Here is a 16387-nt window from a genome sequence, read left to right as displayed (position 1 = left end):
ACTTTAATTCTATTGAAGACCCTAGATGTTCTACTCATTGATAACATCATCACATGGGGCACATTTTTTTATGTATTCATTAGCTTTTATGACTTGCTAACTATATTACTTATATTAAAGCGGCAGGAATCTGCAAGGATAATAGCCAAGATAAATATTCCAATAGTAAGCAAGTTTGCAAAAAAATCAGAGAAATTTTATAAACTGACAAGCAATGAAATAGCCATAATACTCATTTATAGCGTCTCTATATTACTCAACATCGCTTCGATAGTAGAAAGGCTTATTAGAAAATGGACTGAGTTTAACCCTATGTATATTTATAATATCTACTCTCCGTCCAAGTTTGCTATGGCCATGATGATTTTACTCGTTCTGTGCGCGGTTGTTATTAATGGCACTAGGAATCTTTATCAAGATCGAGCAAACAGATTAACCTGTAATAAGTGATCTGCTTAAACAGTCTGCAGATAATATGGACATAAAAAAACACCCATCAAATGATGGGTGTTTTTGTTTGATTTAGCTTAGTGAACTGAGGTTACACTGGCGATACCACAAACAAGAGCTCACCTTGCGATACCTGTTGGCCATTGCCATTAAGGATACGCTCAATACGGTACTGCTTATCTTCAGGGTAAAGCACGGCATCTTTGCGGTTAAAGCCGGCTAAAGTCACCTGTGAGAACATCTTCATCGCTTCTGTCAGCGCTAAAGTCTGATCAACACTAACAATGTCACCTTCTTTAACAAAGTCGGCTTCACCTGGCGCTGGCGAGGTATAGAAGATACCGGCACCTTGAGCTAGGACTTTCAGTTCATTACTTTCACCAACACGTAATGACTCAGTATCTACCCCTTCGGTTTCAGCCGCAGCTTCCATCTCAGCGATCAACTCAGGAATATCAAGTTCAGCCATAAAGCGTGGTAGATAGTTAGTGTCATATACACCTTCATTGAAGGTGCCATCTTTCAAGATACGGGTCAGCAGCGGAATGTTAGTCGCAATGCCTTTGATAACTACGCTATTGGCTAAGTAGTCATGTAGCTTGTTAATTACATCTTCACGGCTTTCACCTCGACAGATGATTTGTGCAATCAAGCTATCGTAATAAGGTGAAACCTCTTTGTCCTGACCGGCAATCGAGATGATCTCTACATCGTCACGCTCAGGCATCACGCATTCAGTGATCTTACCTGGATGAGGTAGCAACTGCAGAATACCGTTGCTATCAAGCGCAGCTTTCTCTGCTGTAACACGCACCTCAATCGCATAACCGATATCTTGTGGCTCAAGATCTTCAATTGAGCGGCCAGCGGCAATATCAAAACCAGCGCTAACAATATCGATACCTGAGGTTGCTTCTGTCACTGGGTGCTCTACCTGCAGACGTGTGTTCATCTCCATAAAGTAGACTTCATTGGCATCTAGGTTGTAGATGAACTCAACCGTACCAGCACCCATGTAATCAGTGGCATCACCCAATGCTCGGGTATATTCCATAACTTGTTGCTTAAGCTCGTCAGGCAACATGGTTGAGCCAGACTCTTCAACCACTTTTTGGTTGTTACGCTGCACTGAACAGTCACGTAAACCCAGTACTTTGGTATTGCCAAACTTATCACGCAGCAATTGCACTTCAATGTGGCGCAGAGACGTCACGTACTTCTCTAGATACAAGTCACCGTTACCAAATGCCGCCGCGGCTTCTGTAGATGTTTTCTGGAATAAAGAAATCATATCTTCAGGGCGTTCAACAACTTGAATACCTTTACCGCCACCACCTTGTACCGCTTTAAGCAGCACTGGGTAACCAATTTCATTTGCCACATTCACTGCTTGCTCAGCGTTGGTCAAAATACCATGGCTACCAGGCACTACGGGCACGTTTTGCGCTTGTGAAGTCTTAATGGCGTTCGACTTGTTACCCATCGTCGTCATACTGTGGACACTTGGTCCGACAAAGTTAACGCCGTTGTTTACACACAAAGCCGCAAACTGTGGGCTTTCTGACAAGAAACCGATACCAGGATGCAATGCATCAACTTGCTCATATTCGGCAACTTTTAGCACTGAATATGCATTGAGGTAACTTTCATCAGAAGTGTTACCGCCGATACAAACGAGCTTGTCATCACCTTTTAGCATGTCAGCAGGCACTGAGGTCATATCAGGATCTGATGCCACCAATACCACATTGATGTTGTTGTCATGGGCTTTGCGGATCAGTTTAACTGCCGTACAACCACGTGCATGCACAAGTACCTTATTAATCGGTTTCATTAGCGCACGAGGATCGTCTTGAACAATCTCCTCTTCCGCTACCATCATCTCTGGCACTAAAGTTGATAGTGCATTGCCAATCACATCTTCAATCTGCGCAGTTGGCTTAGGCATAAGTGGATCAATGCTGCTTAGCTGATCATCAATGGTCGTACTAAATGGGTTAGTCACTAGTGCATTCATCGCACCAGGTACTTTCGACAAATAGTTAGATAATGTTGATGTAGAAGGCAGATAAGCCGGTACCACCATTTGGCCAGCAAATGGCATGTTAGTACCCGACAGGTAGTAAGTTTGCACAAGCGGGTGAGTCACAAAACTTGCTTGGGCGCCACCAGTACAATCACCGTAACCAAACATAAGTACCGGCAATTCGTTATCACGAATAAAGCGAGTAATACGATCGTTCACAACCGCCATAGAGAATAGCGCAGCGGCACCTTCTTTAGTTTGCATACCGCCAGAGCTAATGAAACAGATAACCGGCAATTTACGTTTAGCACACTCAATCAATAGCGCACTAAATTTCTCGGCACTCGCCATATCAAATGCACCAGCTTGGAACGCGGTATTTGATACTGCTACACCGACTTTAATCTTTTGACCATTGTGTTCAAAATCTGCAGTACCGGTGATCAGACCGCAAGGACGAATGCCTTTGTCTAACGCATCCTCAATCGATAAGCGGAAACCTGGGAAGTTAAGCAAGTTAGCCGACATTTTATCGCCATTGGTTTCATCAAACTCAGTGAAGAATTTGCCGATAACGTTTTCCCAACCCATCTTGCCGGTACGTTTCTCGTCACGCAGCACTTTTTGAATGAGGAGATCTTGATAACCCATGGTCAAGCGGTTCCAGAAGTCTTTACGACGACCGATACGCACAGGGTTGATTGCACCAGTATATTCGCCCTTCTCTTCTTCACTGGCGAAATACTCAGGAAGTAGACGCTCAAAGAAGTAAGTCAAAATAACAAATAAACTGTCATTTAACTGTGGGAAACCAACACTCTTCCACTGCTCTGTTTTAGTTAACAGTTCAGCGCGGTTGGACTGGTCCATGAAGTACTTAAGCCACTTATAGAACTTGCTCTTATCATTTGCGGTATCTTGCTTAGAAATCGCACGGTCGATAGAGTCATGTAGGAGATTATCAACAGAAGCACGAGATAAGCTTTTCGCCATCATAGCTTCTTTAGCAATCGAGGCTAAGTTACCGACTACATTGTCATATAAGGCGTTAAAAATAAGAATGTTATAGCACTGCCAGATAAAGTCTTCACGCAGTTCATCGTGAACAATCACATCTAACACTGTCAGCTTGTTAAGCTCAGGCCAATCCGCTTGAGTCACTTCAGCTGGTAAGGTTTCTAAGTACTGAATCAAACCTTTGAAATTATTTTCGGCGTTGCCTTTCCAGCGATGGTACAGCGACCAACCAATATTAAATAATAACGCCTTACGTGCTTTCTTATAGTTCTCTTTTGGTTCACCCAAAATCAAACGAGTCAGCATATTACGTTCGGTCGAGATATCATCGCGCTTAGAGGTAAAGTTACCCCAAAGCTTATTCAGCTCTTCGTCGTAAACCAGTTTATCTGGGGTCGATAACCACGATTGGAATACTTTATCTTGCTCTTGCTGAATACGTGCCAGTAAATCACCTTCAGGTACGCTCACCTTCGATAGGCGACCATATTGATCTTGAGAAATCGAATGGATACGGCTACGCAAAGTCAGGTAACGTAAATAACGGTAAGAGCTACCGAATAAGTTTAGGTGCATCGTTGGGTTATTAGCAACCGACAACTCTGCATGGTGCTCTAGGGCAGCAAGGTTCTTAGAAGGCTCTAAGAAGCGCGTCAAACTGCGGTCGTAATGCTCGCGTAAATCTTTAGATTCACGAACAAATTGCACTGCAGCTTGCTCTACGGCTTCAATACTACTGATGATCGCACGGCGAAGATTGTGCTGACGCTCATCTTTATCTGATGGAGAAAAATCAACAATGCCATCAATACAACCTGAGGTGTACAACTCTTCTGGAGACACACCGACTGACTTAGCACACTCTTGCCAAGACAAGTTATATTTACGAGCAATACTCTGCAGGCCCTGTGGTTGAATGGTATTGAAAATACCATCACGCAACGACAGCAAGATATTAGCTGCAGCTAGCGGAATTGCACCACCTGAGTAACCCGCACCAATCACGATACCGACAGTCGGTACGTCAACATTGGCACTTTCTGCAATCGCTTTTGAGATTGAATGCGCTTGGTTTTGGCTGTTGGCTATCTCACCAGCATCGGCACCTGGGGTGTCAATAAGGTATACGATAGGCATAGACAATTCGGCAAAGTGGCGAATAGCAGTACAAGCCGCTAAATGGTGTTCTGGCATCCACGCGCCATTATTGGTTGAACGCTCTTGTGCAATAAAACCTAGGCGGCGAGTACGAGATCCAAAATTCAGTTCAATCTCGGCACTATAAAAAGACCCCATGTGGTTTTCGGCAATGACCTTGCCTTTTAAATCGGCAATAACGCGTTTGGCGCCTGCGCGATTCTTATCTTGGGTAGGTTGGATAACTTTAGCAACGTATCCGTCAACGTCTAATTGTTCAAGCTCTTTAAGGTTGGCTTGAATAGCGTCATCACTCAGAAGACCTTTAATTTCTTCTGAAAGACTCTGTTTACTGTGTTCAGGAAACAAAGAGAAATCTTGTGCCAGATGTTCAGCTTGTAGAAAAAGCGGGTCGGCAGTTTGAGCCTGAGTCGTGTCAGCGGGCTGATTTGTGCTGGTCATTAAATTGATCCTCTGCTTAGCCTCTAAAATTTTTAGCCAATAAATATAACTTTGTATTGCGGTCAAATGCTATTAAACTGCAGTAGACGCTTTGTTCCATATTTGAGACAGTACAGTAAAGATGCCTGATTTAAACGGTATGATGCTATTTGCGGCGGTAGTGAGAGCCAAGGGATTCTCGCAAGCGGCACGTGAAACTGGCATGCCAAAATCCACGATTAGTCGTAAAGTTGCGCAGCTAGAAGAGCAGCTAGGTGTACGGCTTTTGCAGCGTGATACCCGCAATTTAAGCCTGACTCAAGTAGGGGTGTTGTTTTATCAGCATTGCAATAGTATTAGTGATGAAATCGAAGCCGCCAAAGCCACCATCGAAAATACCCACAATGATGTCTCAGGTTCATTACGCATTGCTATCCCGGTATCTTTTAGCCAAGAGCTCATTGCCAACTTATGCAGCAGTTTTATGCGCCTCTACCCCAAAGTAGAACTGGACGTGCAGTTTACCGACAGCGATGTGGGCTTAGTGGGTGAAGGCTATGATATCGCCATTAAATACGGCCCACTGCAGTCATCTGATCTTGTCGCGCGATTACTATTTGAAAGACAGCCCATTTTAGTCGCCAGCCCAAACTATTTAAAAAGCAATGGCACCCCAGCCACACCGCAAGACCTGACTCAACACAGTGGCATCTTGTTAGGGACTTCTCGCTCTGCGCCTATTTGGCCGGTGGGCAAAGGGTCTCATAAAACCATGGCAAGCTTTAAGCGCAAAGTTCGCGTCAACAGTGCCGTCATGGTTAAACAATTAGTCCTCGATGACTTTGGTATTGCCATGCTGTCGCACTCAGTGTGCAAAAACGAACTGGCAAGCGGCGCATTAGTGCCGTTGCTACAAGAGTGGCCTATCGAAGCTTTTAAGGTTTATGGTGTGTACTCAAGCCGCCGCCAATTGGCGACCAACATCAGTGTTTTTCTCGACTTTTTTACTAAACGATTTAGCAGTCAAGAGTCTCTGCAATCACTGATGATGTAGCAAGAACCTCCGCTACTGAGAGAGATGCGCTTTTATCGCCTGTTTGACTAACTTTTGCCTTAGCGGTAACAGATGCGGATCGCTAATATCCATATTTAATGCAAAAAATATCACCCGCTGGTTTTGTTGATACCAGCCCACAAACCAGCCAATACCGGGCGATGAGCTTACCCCATAGCCGGTCTTGCCAAACCACTGGCCAGGATTATTTGCCGGTAATAGCATCATTTGTTTGACAATTTTCTGGCTGCGTTGGCTCACCGGGAGATTTTGGTGATACAAACTATGCATGAATTCAACTTGTTGTACGGCTGAAATCGCTAATTGGCCCTCAAGCCAAAAACTATCTATGGCGCCGCTGATATCCATATTGCCATATTCCAACAACTTAACCCCGTCAGCCATCCGCTGTGAACCAAGCTCTTTGGCTAATGCTTGATATATTGGTACCACAGAATAACGCAGTGCGGTCGCAAAGCTGTGGTCTTGATTCCAGCTAGCGTAGCTGTGTTTTTCACCTGTCCATGGAAACGGGCTATGCTGATCTTTTACCACGCCCGCTTCAAGCAGTAATAAACTGTGGGGCACTTTAAAGGTTGAGGCAGGAATATAGCCTGTATTCGCGCGCTGAGTATCATTAGTCACCCACTTGTCATGCTGCTCATCAAACAGCACGATGACCCCGGAAACTTGGCGCTGCGCCATCACTTGGTCTACATCAGCACTGTGCTGTAAATCTTGGGCTTGCGCACTTAAACACAACATTGCGCTCATTAACAGCAATCCATGTAACACAGATATTCTCACAGTTCTTCACTCCTATAGCCTGATTACGCACTGGGAGGTTAATTCTAGCAAAAACCTAAGGTGAGATAGCGATAAAATGGGGTGCAAATAAGACAAAAAAAAGGCAATATCACTAACGGACTACTCGCATTGAAACGTTAAACCTTGTTGGTTTAACTCATTGATTACCTGCTCAACACAAAGGATATTGTTATGGCTAAGCTGGGTATTTTGCCGCTAACTATCACCACAATTTTAGCTCTAAGTGCCAATGCAGCGGCCCATGCTGCCACAACTGCACTTGATGTCGAAGAAGCACGTATCGACAAGGCGGTAAGCCAAATGCCGCAGGTTGCAAACCGTTACCAAGCCTTGGTTGAATCATTAACCGCCCAATACCAACAACAAACGGATGAGCTACAGCTCACCAAAATGGTGGCTCGACAAGGCGAGCGACTATGGCAACAAGCGGTGCGAGATGTGCAGTCCGGTGGTGAAGATGATAGACCATTATATTGGGGCCGTTTGATGATGCGCCAGCAGCTCAAGCAACAATCCCCGCAATTTAATATGGTTGACTGGCAGCAGAAAGTCGCTATCAATGCGGTTGAAAAGGCATCTCGAGGCTTCAGCAATATCCAATTTGATGACCAAGCAGACATCAAAATATTGCTAACCGGTTTTGACCCATTCTTTTTAGATCGCAACATAGATCAAAGCAACCCGTCAGGCTTAACAGCCCTAGCGCTAGATGGCTATGCTTTTAGCGTCAATGGCCGCCAAGCACAGATTGAAACGGTAATGATTCCAGTGCGTTTTGCAGACTTTGATCAAGGCATGATTGAATCTTTACTGACCCCCATTTACCGCGACAATAGCGTCGATATGATAGTCACTGTCAGTATGGGCCGCGATGATTTTGATCTTGAACGTTTTCCTGGGCGCAATCGTAGCGCAGACGCTCCAGATAATCTCAACGTTTATACCGGCGCCACTAAACAAAACCCGCAAGCACCTTTATTTAACGGTGGCACGCTCAACGGACCAGAGTTTGTTGAATTTTCCCTGCCAGTTAGTGCCATGCAATCGGCTGATGGACCGTGGAAAGTCATAGACAACCATACTGTTTCGAGCGTGAGCCGCGGGGAGTTTCAAGCAAAATCGTTATTAGAGTTAAGTAGTGAAACGTCAGTAGAAGGTTCTGGCGGTGGTTACCTATCTAATGAGATATCTTATCGAGCAGTCTTGCTACAACAGCAATTTAATAGCGCCATACCTGTTGGCCATATTCATACGCCAAGGATCAGTGCCTATGACGCTGACGCCGAAATGAACATCGTTAAACAAGTAAAAGCCATGGTAAAAGCAGCAGCGACTACTTTATAATGATAGGTCGTTGTTACCGAGTGACCTTTGAATTTGTTTAATCGTATCCGCCAGCGGTTAACTGCTGAGCATCGCCAAACTCTCGCGCCAAGCACGGCAGTTTTGAATAAAAAGCTGCCGCCTTTGACCGACGAGCAACAGCAAATATCACTGCGTGTGGAGCAATGCTATCAGCTAGCAGAAACTAAGCTGTGCCGCAGATTTCCCCGCCCTAGCGTATATTTCACTTTACGTGGAAAAAGTGCAGGCACCGCCCATTTGCACGAAAACAAGTTACGGTTTAACCCTGTGCTGTTGGTAGAAAATCAGCAAGAGTTTGTAAACACTGTGGTCCCCCACGAAATATGTCACCTACTTGCCCACCAGCTGTATGGTCGCGTGCGTCCCCATGGCAAAGAGTGGCAATCACTAATGATAAACCTGTTTGGGTTATCTCCCAGCACCACTCATCAACTTGATGTTGGCTCAGTAATAGGTAAACAGTTTGACTATCAATGCCTATGCGGACCGGTAAAGCTCAGTGTCAGGCGCCACAACAAAGTCGTCAGAGGTGAAACCCAATACCAGTGCCGGCGTTGTAAAACCCAATTATATCAATCGCAATAACTCGCGCTATCGGCTATTGCCAGTCATGGAAGCAATCACGTAGAATTCCCGTCGACGCTGACAAACGATCAGCGCATTAAGCCCATTTTTGTCTGTAGGTAATCCCATTGAATAATGCCGTTGTAATTGCATTAAGTGGCTTATTGCTGCTGTTTGTTCCACAAATAAACGCCAGCGAGGCGCAACACCCCACCAGCTTCAATCAGGCTAAGCGTATCGCTAAATCGATTTATGCTGACTATTTGCCGCACCAGAGTTTTTATTGCGGCTGTAACATTATTATTGAAGGTAAAAAGTGGCAACCCGATTTAACCAGCTGTGGCTACCAAGTCCGCAAACAGCAGCGCCGAGCCAATCGGATTGAGTGGGAGCATGTGGTGCCAGCATGGGAAATCGGTCATCAACGCCAATGCTGGCAACAAGGGGGCAGAAAGCACTGTGCTAAAACCGATAGCCAATTCAAAAAAATGGAAGCAGATTTACATAATTTAGTGCCAGCCATCGGCGAAGTGAACGGCGACCGCAGTAACTATCGTTTTAGTCTGTGGAACGCTAAACCTGAGCAGTATGGCGCGTGTGACATGACTGTCGATTTTAAAGATCGCAAAGTCCAGCCACCAGCAGCGAGCCGTGGTCAAATAGCACGCACCTACCTATACATGCAAAAAAAGTACAATTTGGCCATATCAAATAGCCAATTAAAATTATTTAAAGCATGGGATAAAAGCTATCCAGTTGATAGTATTGAATGCCGAAGAGACCAGCAAATCGCTGCAAAGCAAGGTAACCATAATCCTTTCGTGCAGCAGCAGTGTCACCTTTTTAAGTTGAATAACCAAGTAGCGGAATAAGACCATGAGAGTGCCAAGGATCTATCAAGACAGCGATATCAATGTCGGTGCAGCGTTAATGTTAGACGCTGAAGCCGCAGGCCATGTTGGCCGTGTGCTGCGCATGACCAGTGGCGAGCAACTGCAATTATTCAATGGTGATGGTCACGACTACCTTTGCGATATTGTCAGTGCCAGTAAGAAAAATGTCGAAGTTCAGGTCCTATCATCAAGCAGCAACGACAGCGAATCACCGCTTAAATTACACTTGGGCCAAGTGATCTCTCGCGGCGACCGTATGGATTTCACTATTCAGAAGTCGGTTGAGCTGGGAGTCAACACCATTACACCGCTGTTTTCAGAACGTTGTGGCGTAAAACTATCGGGCGAGCGTTTAGAGAAAAAAATCCAACAATGGCAAAAAATTGTCGTCAGCGCCTGCGAACAATCGGGCCGCAGTGTGGTACCGCAAATTCGTCCGGCAATGCAACTCAATGATTGGTGTGCACAAAGTACCGACGCCGTTAAGCTTAATCTACATCCGCGTGCGAGCCACGGTGTCAATGGCCTTAGTTTGCCTACGGGCAAAGCGCGACTATTGATTGGCCCAGAAGGTGGTTTATCAGCTGAAGAAATCTTGATGACTGAACAACATCAATTTACCGAAATTCAACTCGGTCCCCGCGTGTTGAGGACTGAAACAGCAGCACTGACGACTATCAGTGCATTGCAACTCAAATTTGGCGACCTTGGTTAAGTCCAAGCTCGCACAACAAAGGATGATACTATGATTAAGCTCGGCATTGTGATGGACCCCATCAGTGACATCAACATTAAAAAAGACTCAAGCTTTGCTATGTTGCTCGCGGCCCAATCCCGTGGTTACCAACTGTACTATATGGAAATGGCCGATTTAGCCATGGTTAATGGTCAAGCGATGGCAACCATGAGAGAGCTCAAGGTAGTCGATGACGCCGCCAGCTGGTATCAACTTGGCGAAGTCGTCGACACGCCAATGAGTGAGCTAGATGTCATTTTAATGCGTAAAGACCCGCCATTCGATACCGAATTTGTCTACGCAACTTATATGCTGGAGCGCGCTGAAGAGGCTGGCACATTAATCGTTAATAAGCCGCAAAGCCTACGTGATGCCAACGAAAAACTGTTCACCGCATGGTTTGCCGAATTTACCCCAGAAACTATCGTCACTCGCGATGAGCAGCGCATTCGTGATTTTTACCAAGCCAAAGGCGACATTATTCTCAAACCTCTCGATGGCATGGGCGGCAGTTCAATATTTCGTGTTAAGCCCAAAGATCCTAATCTAGGCGTGATTATTGAGACACTGACCAGCCATGGTCAGCAATACGCAATGGCACAAGCTTTCATTCCCGATATCACCTCAGGCGATAAGCGTATTTTGGTCGTCGATGGCGAACCCGTACCATACTCACTCGCCCGTATTCCGCAAAAAGGCGAGACCCGTGGTAACTTAGCCGCTGGCGGCCGTGGTGTCGCACAGCCGTTATCTGAATCAGATTGGGCTATTGCGCGTGCAATTGGTCCAGAGCTAAAAAAACGCGGATTAATCTTTGTCGGCCTAGATGTCATTGGCGACAAACTCACTGAAATCAACGTCACTAGCCCAACGTGCATCAAAGAGATTGAAGCGGCTTTCGATGTCGATATTACCGGCATGTTGATGGATGCTATTGAAACTCGTATTAACGCTAAAAAATAGGAACGATTGATGTTTGCCAAGCTGCCAACCACCCTAATAGCCATTGTTTTAGCCAGTTTCAGTAGTGGCAGCTTTGCCCAAATACTCGAAAACGAAGCGCCGGCAGTCCCTAAAAATATCGTCATCATGATTGGTGACGGTATGGGGCCAGCTTACACCAGCGCCTATCGCTATTATCGTGACAATCATGATACTGAAGAGATTGAACAAACCGTATTTGATCGGTTATTGGTTGGCAGTGCCAGTACCTACCCAGCAAGAGAAAGCGGCTATGTGACAGATTCAGCCGCCGCAGCAACAGCCTTAGCCACCGGGGTCAAAACCTACAATGGTGCTATTTCGGTCGACAGCGAAAAGCAACCCATCCCCACCTTAATGCAGCAAGCGAAAAAAGCGGGGATGGCGATCGGTGTCGCGGTGAGCTCGCAGGTCAATCATGCTACACCCGCGGCGTTTTTAGTGCACAACGAGAGTCGTCGCAACTATGAAGCCATCGCAAAAGACTATCTCGACACTGACGCCGACGTCATTCTTGGAGGCGGTCAGCGTTATTTTTCTCAAGCATTAATCGAACAATTTGAACAGCGCGGCTATCAGTATTTGAGTGATATGCAGCAATTGGATCAAATTCAACCCGGTAAGGTATTGGGGCTCTTTGCAGACGTGCAATTACCCTGGGCGATTGACGAACCTAACAGCAATCATCTTAGCCGCTTAACGCAAGTGGCACTTGATCAGCTATCCCAGCACCCACAAGGGTTTGTACTGCTAGTTGAAGGTAGCCTTATCGACTGGGCGGGACACAACAATGATATCGCCACAGCAATGATGGAGATGCATGAATTTGCTAATGCCATTGAAGTTGTAGAGCAATATGTTCGCCAACACTCAGATACGTTAATGGTGGTGACTGCAGATCATAGCACTGGCGGGCTGACTATCGCGGCTAATGGCACCTATGAATGGCACCCAAAGTATCTAAAGAATATTAGCGCCACTCCACGCAAACTTGCTAATGCCAGCCTGGCCGATCCGCAGTGGCAAACATCGCTGGTGCAGCAGCTAGGTTTTGACATTGACACTGACGAGTTACGGCTATTGGACCAAGCACGTATGCAAGGCGAAGCGGTGCTAGCAACCGCAATTAAGCAGCTCATCGACAAGCGCACCAATACAGGCTGGACAACAGGTGGTCACACAGGCATTGATGTGCCCGTGTTTGCTAACGGTCCCGCGGCCAAGTTGTTTTCAGGGCAGCAAGATAACACCGACATCGCCAACAAGATTTTCAGTTTGCTGCCAAGACCTGGTAAAGCGGCCACTAAACCTAAGCAGCCTGCCGCTGAAGTCTCTGCAACCGATAAAATCATGCGCGCGTTTCATCAAGATGAAAGTTTAACGACTGAAAGTGCAACTGACACGGTCGAAGCCAAAACCCAATCACCGGCTAGCGACGCGGCAGAAATAGAGCCTGAAACGACTAGTCAAACGACAGAAGAGCCTTCGAGCCTGACTACGGAAAAGCCTTCGAGCCAAACGGAAAGTCAGCCTTCAAGCCTAACGACGGAAGAGCCTTCGAGCGACAAAGCGATAGAAACTGAAGCTGAGTCCAAAGCGCAAACGCCGCAGCCAACTAGTGATGAAAACCCAGGCACTCAGCCAAACGTTGATACTGACAACCCAGCAAAAGCGCAACAAAGTGCCGATACAGTGCAAGCAACCCAAGCGGCTTCACCAAGTTCTCCTGAGCTCAACCAGTCAGCGACACAGCCTGCTACTCACTAGCCACACCTTAACACTGCCACCCGGCTGCGGTGGCAGTCATGCCAATTACGGTCATCACAGCCTTAAAAATTACTCAGTCTGCTGTTTTACGATATAATCAGCGCAAATATTTATTGATTGTGATCCGCTGTGTTATCAAACCCATCATTACTCATTGAAAAAAACAGCCACTTGCTCGAAGGGCAAGATGTACTGTTGCTCAACTATGAATCCGATACCCTTGCTAAGTCATTGCTGCAAGTGGCTAACCATGTCACCGCATTAGCACTCGATTTCAATCATCACCTGATGATGCAAAGCCATGCCAGTGACAAGTTAGCCCTACACTTTGGTCATTGCCTTAATAGTGACAGGCAATTTGATACAGTCATTATTTATTATCCTAAAGCGAAACCATTAACTGCCTACTTACTTAACTTAGCCGCTCTGCACCTAAAGTTAGGGGGACAACTGCTCATTGTTGGGGAGAACAAAGGCGGTATCCGTTCGATTCCCAAACAGTTACCCGACTATTTTGATAAGGCTTTTAAGCAAGATAATGCCCGTCACTGCATTTTGTTTTCATCTGAGCTAAACGCAGCAGCACCAAAAATCGATCTGCAAGACTGGTTAACTCGCTACCAACTCGACACCCCTCAGGGGCCGCTAACTATCTGTAACCTAGTGGGCGTGTTTAGTGAAAAGCGGTTAGACGCGGGTACCGCCTTATTGCTAGAAAACCTGCCAACACTATCTGGTCAAGTATTGGATTTTGGTTGCGGCGCTGGCGTATTGGCGGCCGCCTTACTTAAAGCTCAGCCCGAACTTAAGTTACAGTGTATCGATATCAACGCAATGGCATTAGCATCGTGCCAGCTAACGTTAGCTGAAAATGGTTTGGCCGCTGAGGTATTTGCATCCGATGGACTGACACAATGCCAAGGCCAATTTGACGCTATCATTTCTAATCCACCGTTTCATGACGGCTTAGTCAGTACCACTAATATCGCTACGCAATTTGTCGGCGATAGCCAGCGACATTTAAAACGCGATGGCGAGTTACATATTGTCGCTAACCGACATTTGCCCTATAGCGATGCGCTCGCCAATACTTTTGGCCAAGTTAACGTGATAGCCGAAAATAATAAGTACAAAGTCTATGCTAATAAAAACAATCACTAATACAAAAGGTGGATAAAAATAAAGCGAACTCAATGTTCGCTTTATTTTTGCGTGGCATCCATCACGAAAGCTTGAAGTTACTTACAAATTGGCGTCAAATATCACTTCATAGGTCAAAGTTTATGCTGTTATACTCAAAGTGACAAAATAATAACTATTAATGATATATCACCCTTTTCGGAAGCGACTATGCTGGATCCAGAGTTAATCGAACTAAGTGCTGACGGCAACCTAGTCGAGTTTAAAGTGACCCCGAACACCCATGGCCCCTTAACCGCTACCGCAGTTGAAGAGATATTGCAGTTGCCTGGTTTTTATCAATATTTCCCGCGTAAGAATGTGATCGACCAAGCTGTGATTAAAGTGAATCAGCTCGTAGGCCAGGACGATGGTCAATATGAGCTGTTCTTTGAAATAGCTGAGCGCCGAGATGGCGAAATCACCCTCACTGTTGATGACGACAAAATGCATGCGCAGATGACAGTTTCAGCCGCCTGGGGCGGTGAAGAAGCCACCTTACCTGCGGTACTCAAAGCCTTGAAAGCCGCCAATATTTCAATGGGGCTCAGTAAACTAAAAATTCAGGCCTTACTCAGCCAAATACCGCAACTAGATCCTGGCCAAAGCTGCACAGAAACCATCGCAAACGGTAAAGCAGCAGTAAACGGCACCAATGCAGAATTAACCCGTAAAGTCTCCCTTGCTCGTGAGCGCCTACTGCAGCCACAGCAGCGTGAAGATGGTACGGTAGATATGCGTAATTTGGGCGACATCATCATGGTAAAACCTAATGATGTACTGATGGTTAAGACACCCGCCACACCTGGCAGCCCAGGCTACGATGTCCACGGAACCAAATTAGCTCCGCAACCGGGTAAAGATGTAAAAATGACGGTCGGCAATGGCTGCGCTCTGTTGCAATCAGATGAAAATGTGCTTATCGCCACGGTCCCCGGCCAGCCTGTTGAAAGTAAGTCAGGAATGCAAGTTGATGATGTACTGCAAATAAAAGATGTTGATGTGGGCTACGGCAATGTCGACTTTAAAGGCAGTATTATGATCACCGGTGATGTCCACGAAGGCATGGTAGTAAAAAGCAGTGGCGATATAACCGTAATGGGCTTTGTTGACTCAGCAAGCCTCTATGCCACAGGCGATATTACAGTAAGTAAAGGTGTCATTGGTCGTCAGTTAAAAGATGATAAATTGTCGACAACTCTCGATGCTAAAGGCCAGATAACTGCACAATTCGTGCAGTATTCCAACCTGAATGCAACTCGCGATATTGTGGTCACTAAACAACTGCTCCATAGCCACACCACGACCCAAGAAAAGCTCATTGTCAGCGATGCCAATGGTCGCCGTGGTGACCTTGTGGGTGGTATCGCTAACACCGATAAAGGCGTCAGTGCTGTCATTATTGGTGCCACCGCAGGCACCAAGACCGAACTGTTCTGCGCAATGAAACAAAGTAGCTTAAAACAGCAGCTCAAACAGCTGGATGAAAGTGTTAAAGCTATGGTGGTTGCCAAACTCAACATTGAAGCGCAGTTAAAAAAGTTACCGCCTAAAGCTGAATGGCAAAATGATGAGATGATGGTCGAGCAAGTCAAAGCCATGCTAGAAGAAAAGCGACGTATCACCGAAGAGCGCGCTCGCGAAGAAGCGGAATTTAACGAGCTTGAAAAAGAAGTAAAGGCCTATTACCAAATGTACTGCATAGAAGCCAAGAAACACATCTTTGCTAATGTTGAACTACATATCGGCCAAGCCTTTGTCAAAACCCAGCGCGAACATGGACCCTGCATGGCATTTAACGAAGGCCAAGAGATCAAGTTCGATTACAATAATCGCAAATAGGCAAAGGTCAGTATCACATCAGGGCTACGTACAACACGTAGCCCTTTTCTTTATCTGCGCATAACAGGCATAATCTGCCCCTATATCCCTGTGGTCAATTTGAGAGT

At 46.0% G+C, this 16387-nt stretch carries 10 protein-coding genes and 1 pseudogene; 9 read left to right on the top strand and 2 right to left on the bottom strand.

What is annotated here, in order from left to right; all coding sequences use genetic code 11:
- Positions 1-541 precede the first annotated feature (541 nt).
- Complete coding sequence (locus L865_RS0103860; protein WP_028772026.1) at positions 542-5092, bottom strand: ATP-binding protein; 4551 nt, start codon at positions 5090-5092, stop codon at positions 542-544.
- A gap of 121 nt (positions 5093-5213) precedes the next feature.
- Here L865_RS0103860 and L865_RS0103855 point away from each other — a divergent pair, with 121 nt between their 5' ends.
- On the top strand, positions 5214-6125 hold the full coding sequence (locus L865_RS0103855; protein WP_028772025.1) for a LysR family transcriptional regulator: 912 nt from the start codon (positions 5214-5216) through the stop codon (positions 6123-6125).
- A gap of 12 nt (positions 6126-6137) precedes the next feature.
- Here L865_RS0103855 and blaOXA read toward each other — a convergent pair whose 3' ends face one another.
- A complete protein-coding gene (gene blaOXA, locus L865_RS0103850) occupies positions 6138-6932 on the bottom strand; it encodes a class D beta-lactamase (RefSeq protein ID WP_028772024.1) in 795 nt (264 codons plus the stop codon).
- A 192-nt stretch (positions 6933-7124) separates the two neighbouring features.
- On the opposite strand from blaOXA, the gene L865_RS0103845 reads away from it, so the two are divergent.
- The 8 genes and pseudogenes from L865_RS0103845 to L865_RS0103810 all read left to right on the top strand — a co-directional run bounded on the left by L865_RS0103845 (position 7125) and on the right by L865_RS0103810 (position 16280).
- Positions 7125-8297 (top strand): hypothetical protein, encoded by a 1173-nt coding sequence (locus L865_RS0103845; protein WP_028772023.1) that lies wholly within the window; start codon positions 7125-7127, stop codon positions 8295-8297.
- A gap of 102 nt (positions 8298-8399) precedes the next feature.
- The gene (locus tag L865_RS0103840; RefSeq protein ID WP_372847468.1) at positions 8400-8903 is read left to right on the top strand and encodes a SprT family zinc-dependent metalloprotease; all 504 of its coding nucleotides are present in this window, start codon (positions 8400-8402) and stop codon (positions 8901-8903) included.
- Between the two features lie 125 nt (positions 8904-9028).
- A complete protein-coding gene (locus tag L865_RS0103835; protein WP_157577433.1) occupies positions 9029-9754 on the top strand; it encodes an endonuclease in 726 nt (241 codons plus the stop codon).
- A gap of 4 nt (positions 9755-9758) precedes the next feature.
- The gene (gene rsmE / locus L865_RS0103830; RefSeq protein ID WP_028772020.1) at positions 9759-10490 is read left to right on the top strand and encodes a 16S rRNA (uracil(1498)-N(3))-methyltransferase; all 732 of its coding nucleotides are present in this window, start codon (positions 9759-9761) and stop codon (positions 10488-10490) included.
- 30 nt (positions 10491-10520) lie between these two features.
- On the top strand, positions 10521-11474 hold the full coding sequence (gene gshB / locus L865_RS0103825) for a glutathione synthase (protein ID WP_028772019.1): 954 nt from the start codon (positions 10521-10523) through the stop codon (positions 11472-11474).
- 6 nt (positions 11475-11480) lie between these two features.
- Positions 11481-12788, top strand: a pseudogene (locus L865_RS23070) (alkaline phosphatase); the annotation flags it as partial.
- 600 nt (positions 12789-13388) lie between these two features.
- Positions 13389-14420: a methyltransferase gene (locus L865_RS0103815; protein WP_028772018.1), complete on the top strand. Its 1032-nt coding sequence runs from the start codon at positions 13389-13391 to the stop codon at positions 14418-14420.
- 189 nt (positions 14421-14609) lie between these two features.
- Positions 14610-16280 (top strand): flagellar assembly protein A, encoded by a 1671-nt coding sequence (locus L865_RS0103810; protein WP_028772017.1) that lies wholly within the window; start codon positions 14610-14612, stop codon positions 16278-16280.
- Positions 16281-16387 lie beyond the last annotated feature (107 nt).

The sequence above is a fragment of the Shewanella waksmanii ATCC BAA-643 genome, from assembly GCF_000518805.1.
GTDB lineage: Bacteria > Pseudomonadota > Gammaproteobacteria > Enterobacterales > Shewanellaceae > Shewanella > Shewanella waksmanii.
This window is presented reverse-complemented; position numbering and strand designations above follow the sequence as displayed.

Excerpts from the sequence above, each read along its gene's own strand:
- L865_RS0103860 (WP_028772026.1), bottom strand. The coding sequence starts at position 5,092 with ATGACCAGCACAAATCAGCCCGCTGACACGACTCAGGCTCAAACTGCC.
- L865_RS0103855 (WP_028772025.1), top strand. The coding sequence starts at position 5,214 with ATGCCTGATTTAAACGGTATGATGCTATTTGCGGCGGTAGTGAGAGCC.
- L865_RS0103845 (WP_028772023.1), top strand. The coding sequence starts at position 7,125 with ATGGCTAAGCTGGGTATTTTGCCGCTAACTATCACCACAATTTTAGCT.
- rsmE (WP_028772020.1), top strand. The coding sequence starts at position 9,759 with ATGAGAGTGCCAAGGATCTATCAAGACAGCGATATCAATGTCGGTGCA.
- gshB (WP_028772019.1), top strand. The coding sequence starts at position 10,521 with ATGATTAAGCTCGGCATTGTGATGGACCCCATCAGTGACATCAACATT.
- L865_RS0103810 (WP_028772017.1), top strand. The coding sequence starts at position 14,610 with ATGCTGGATCCAGAGTTAATCGAACTAAGTGCTGACGGCAACCTAGTC.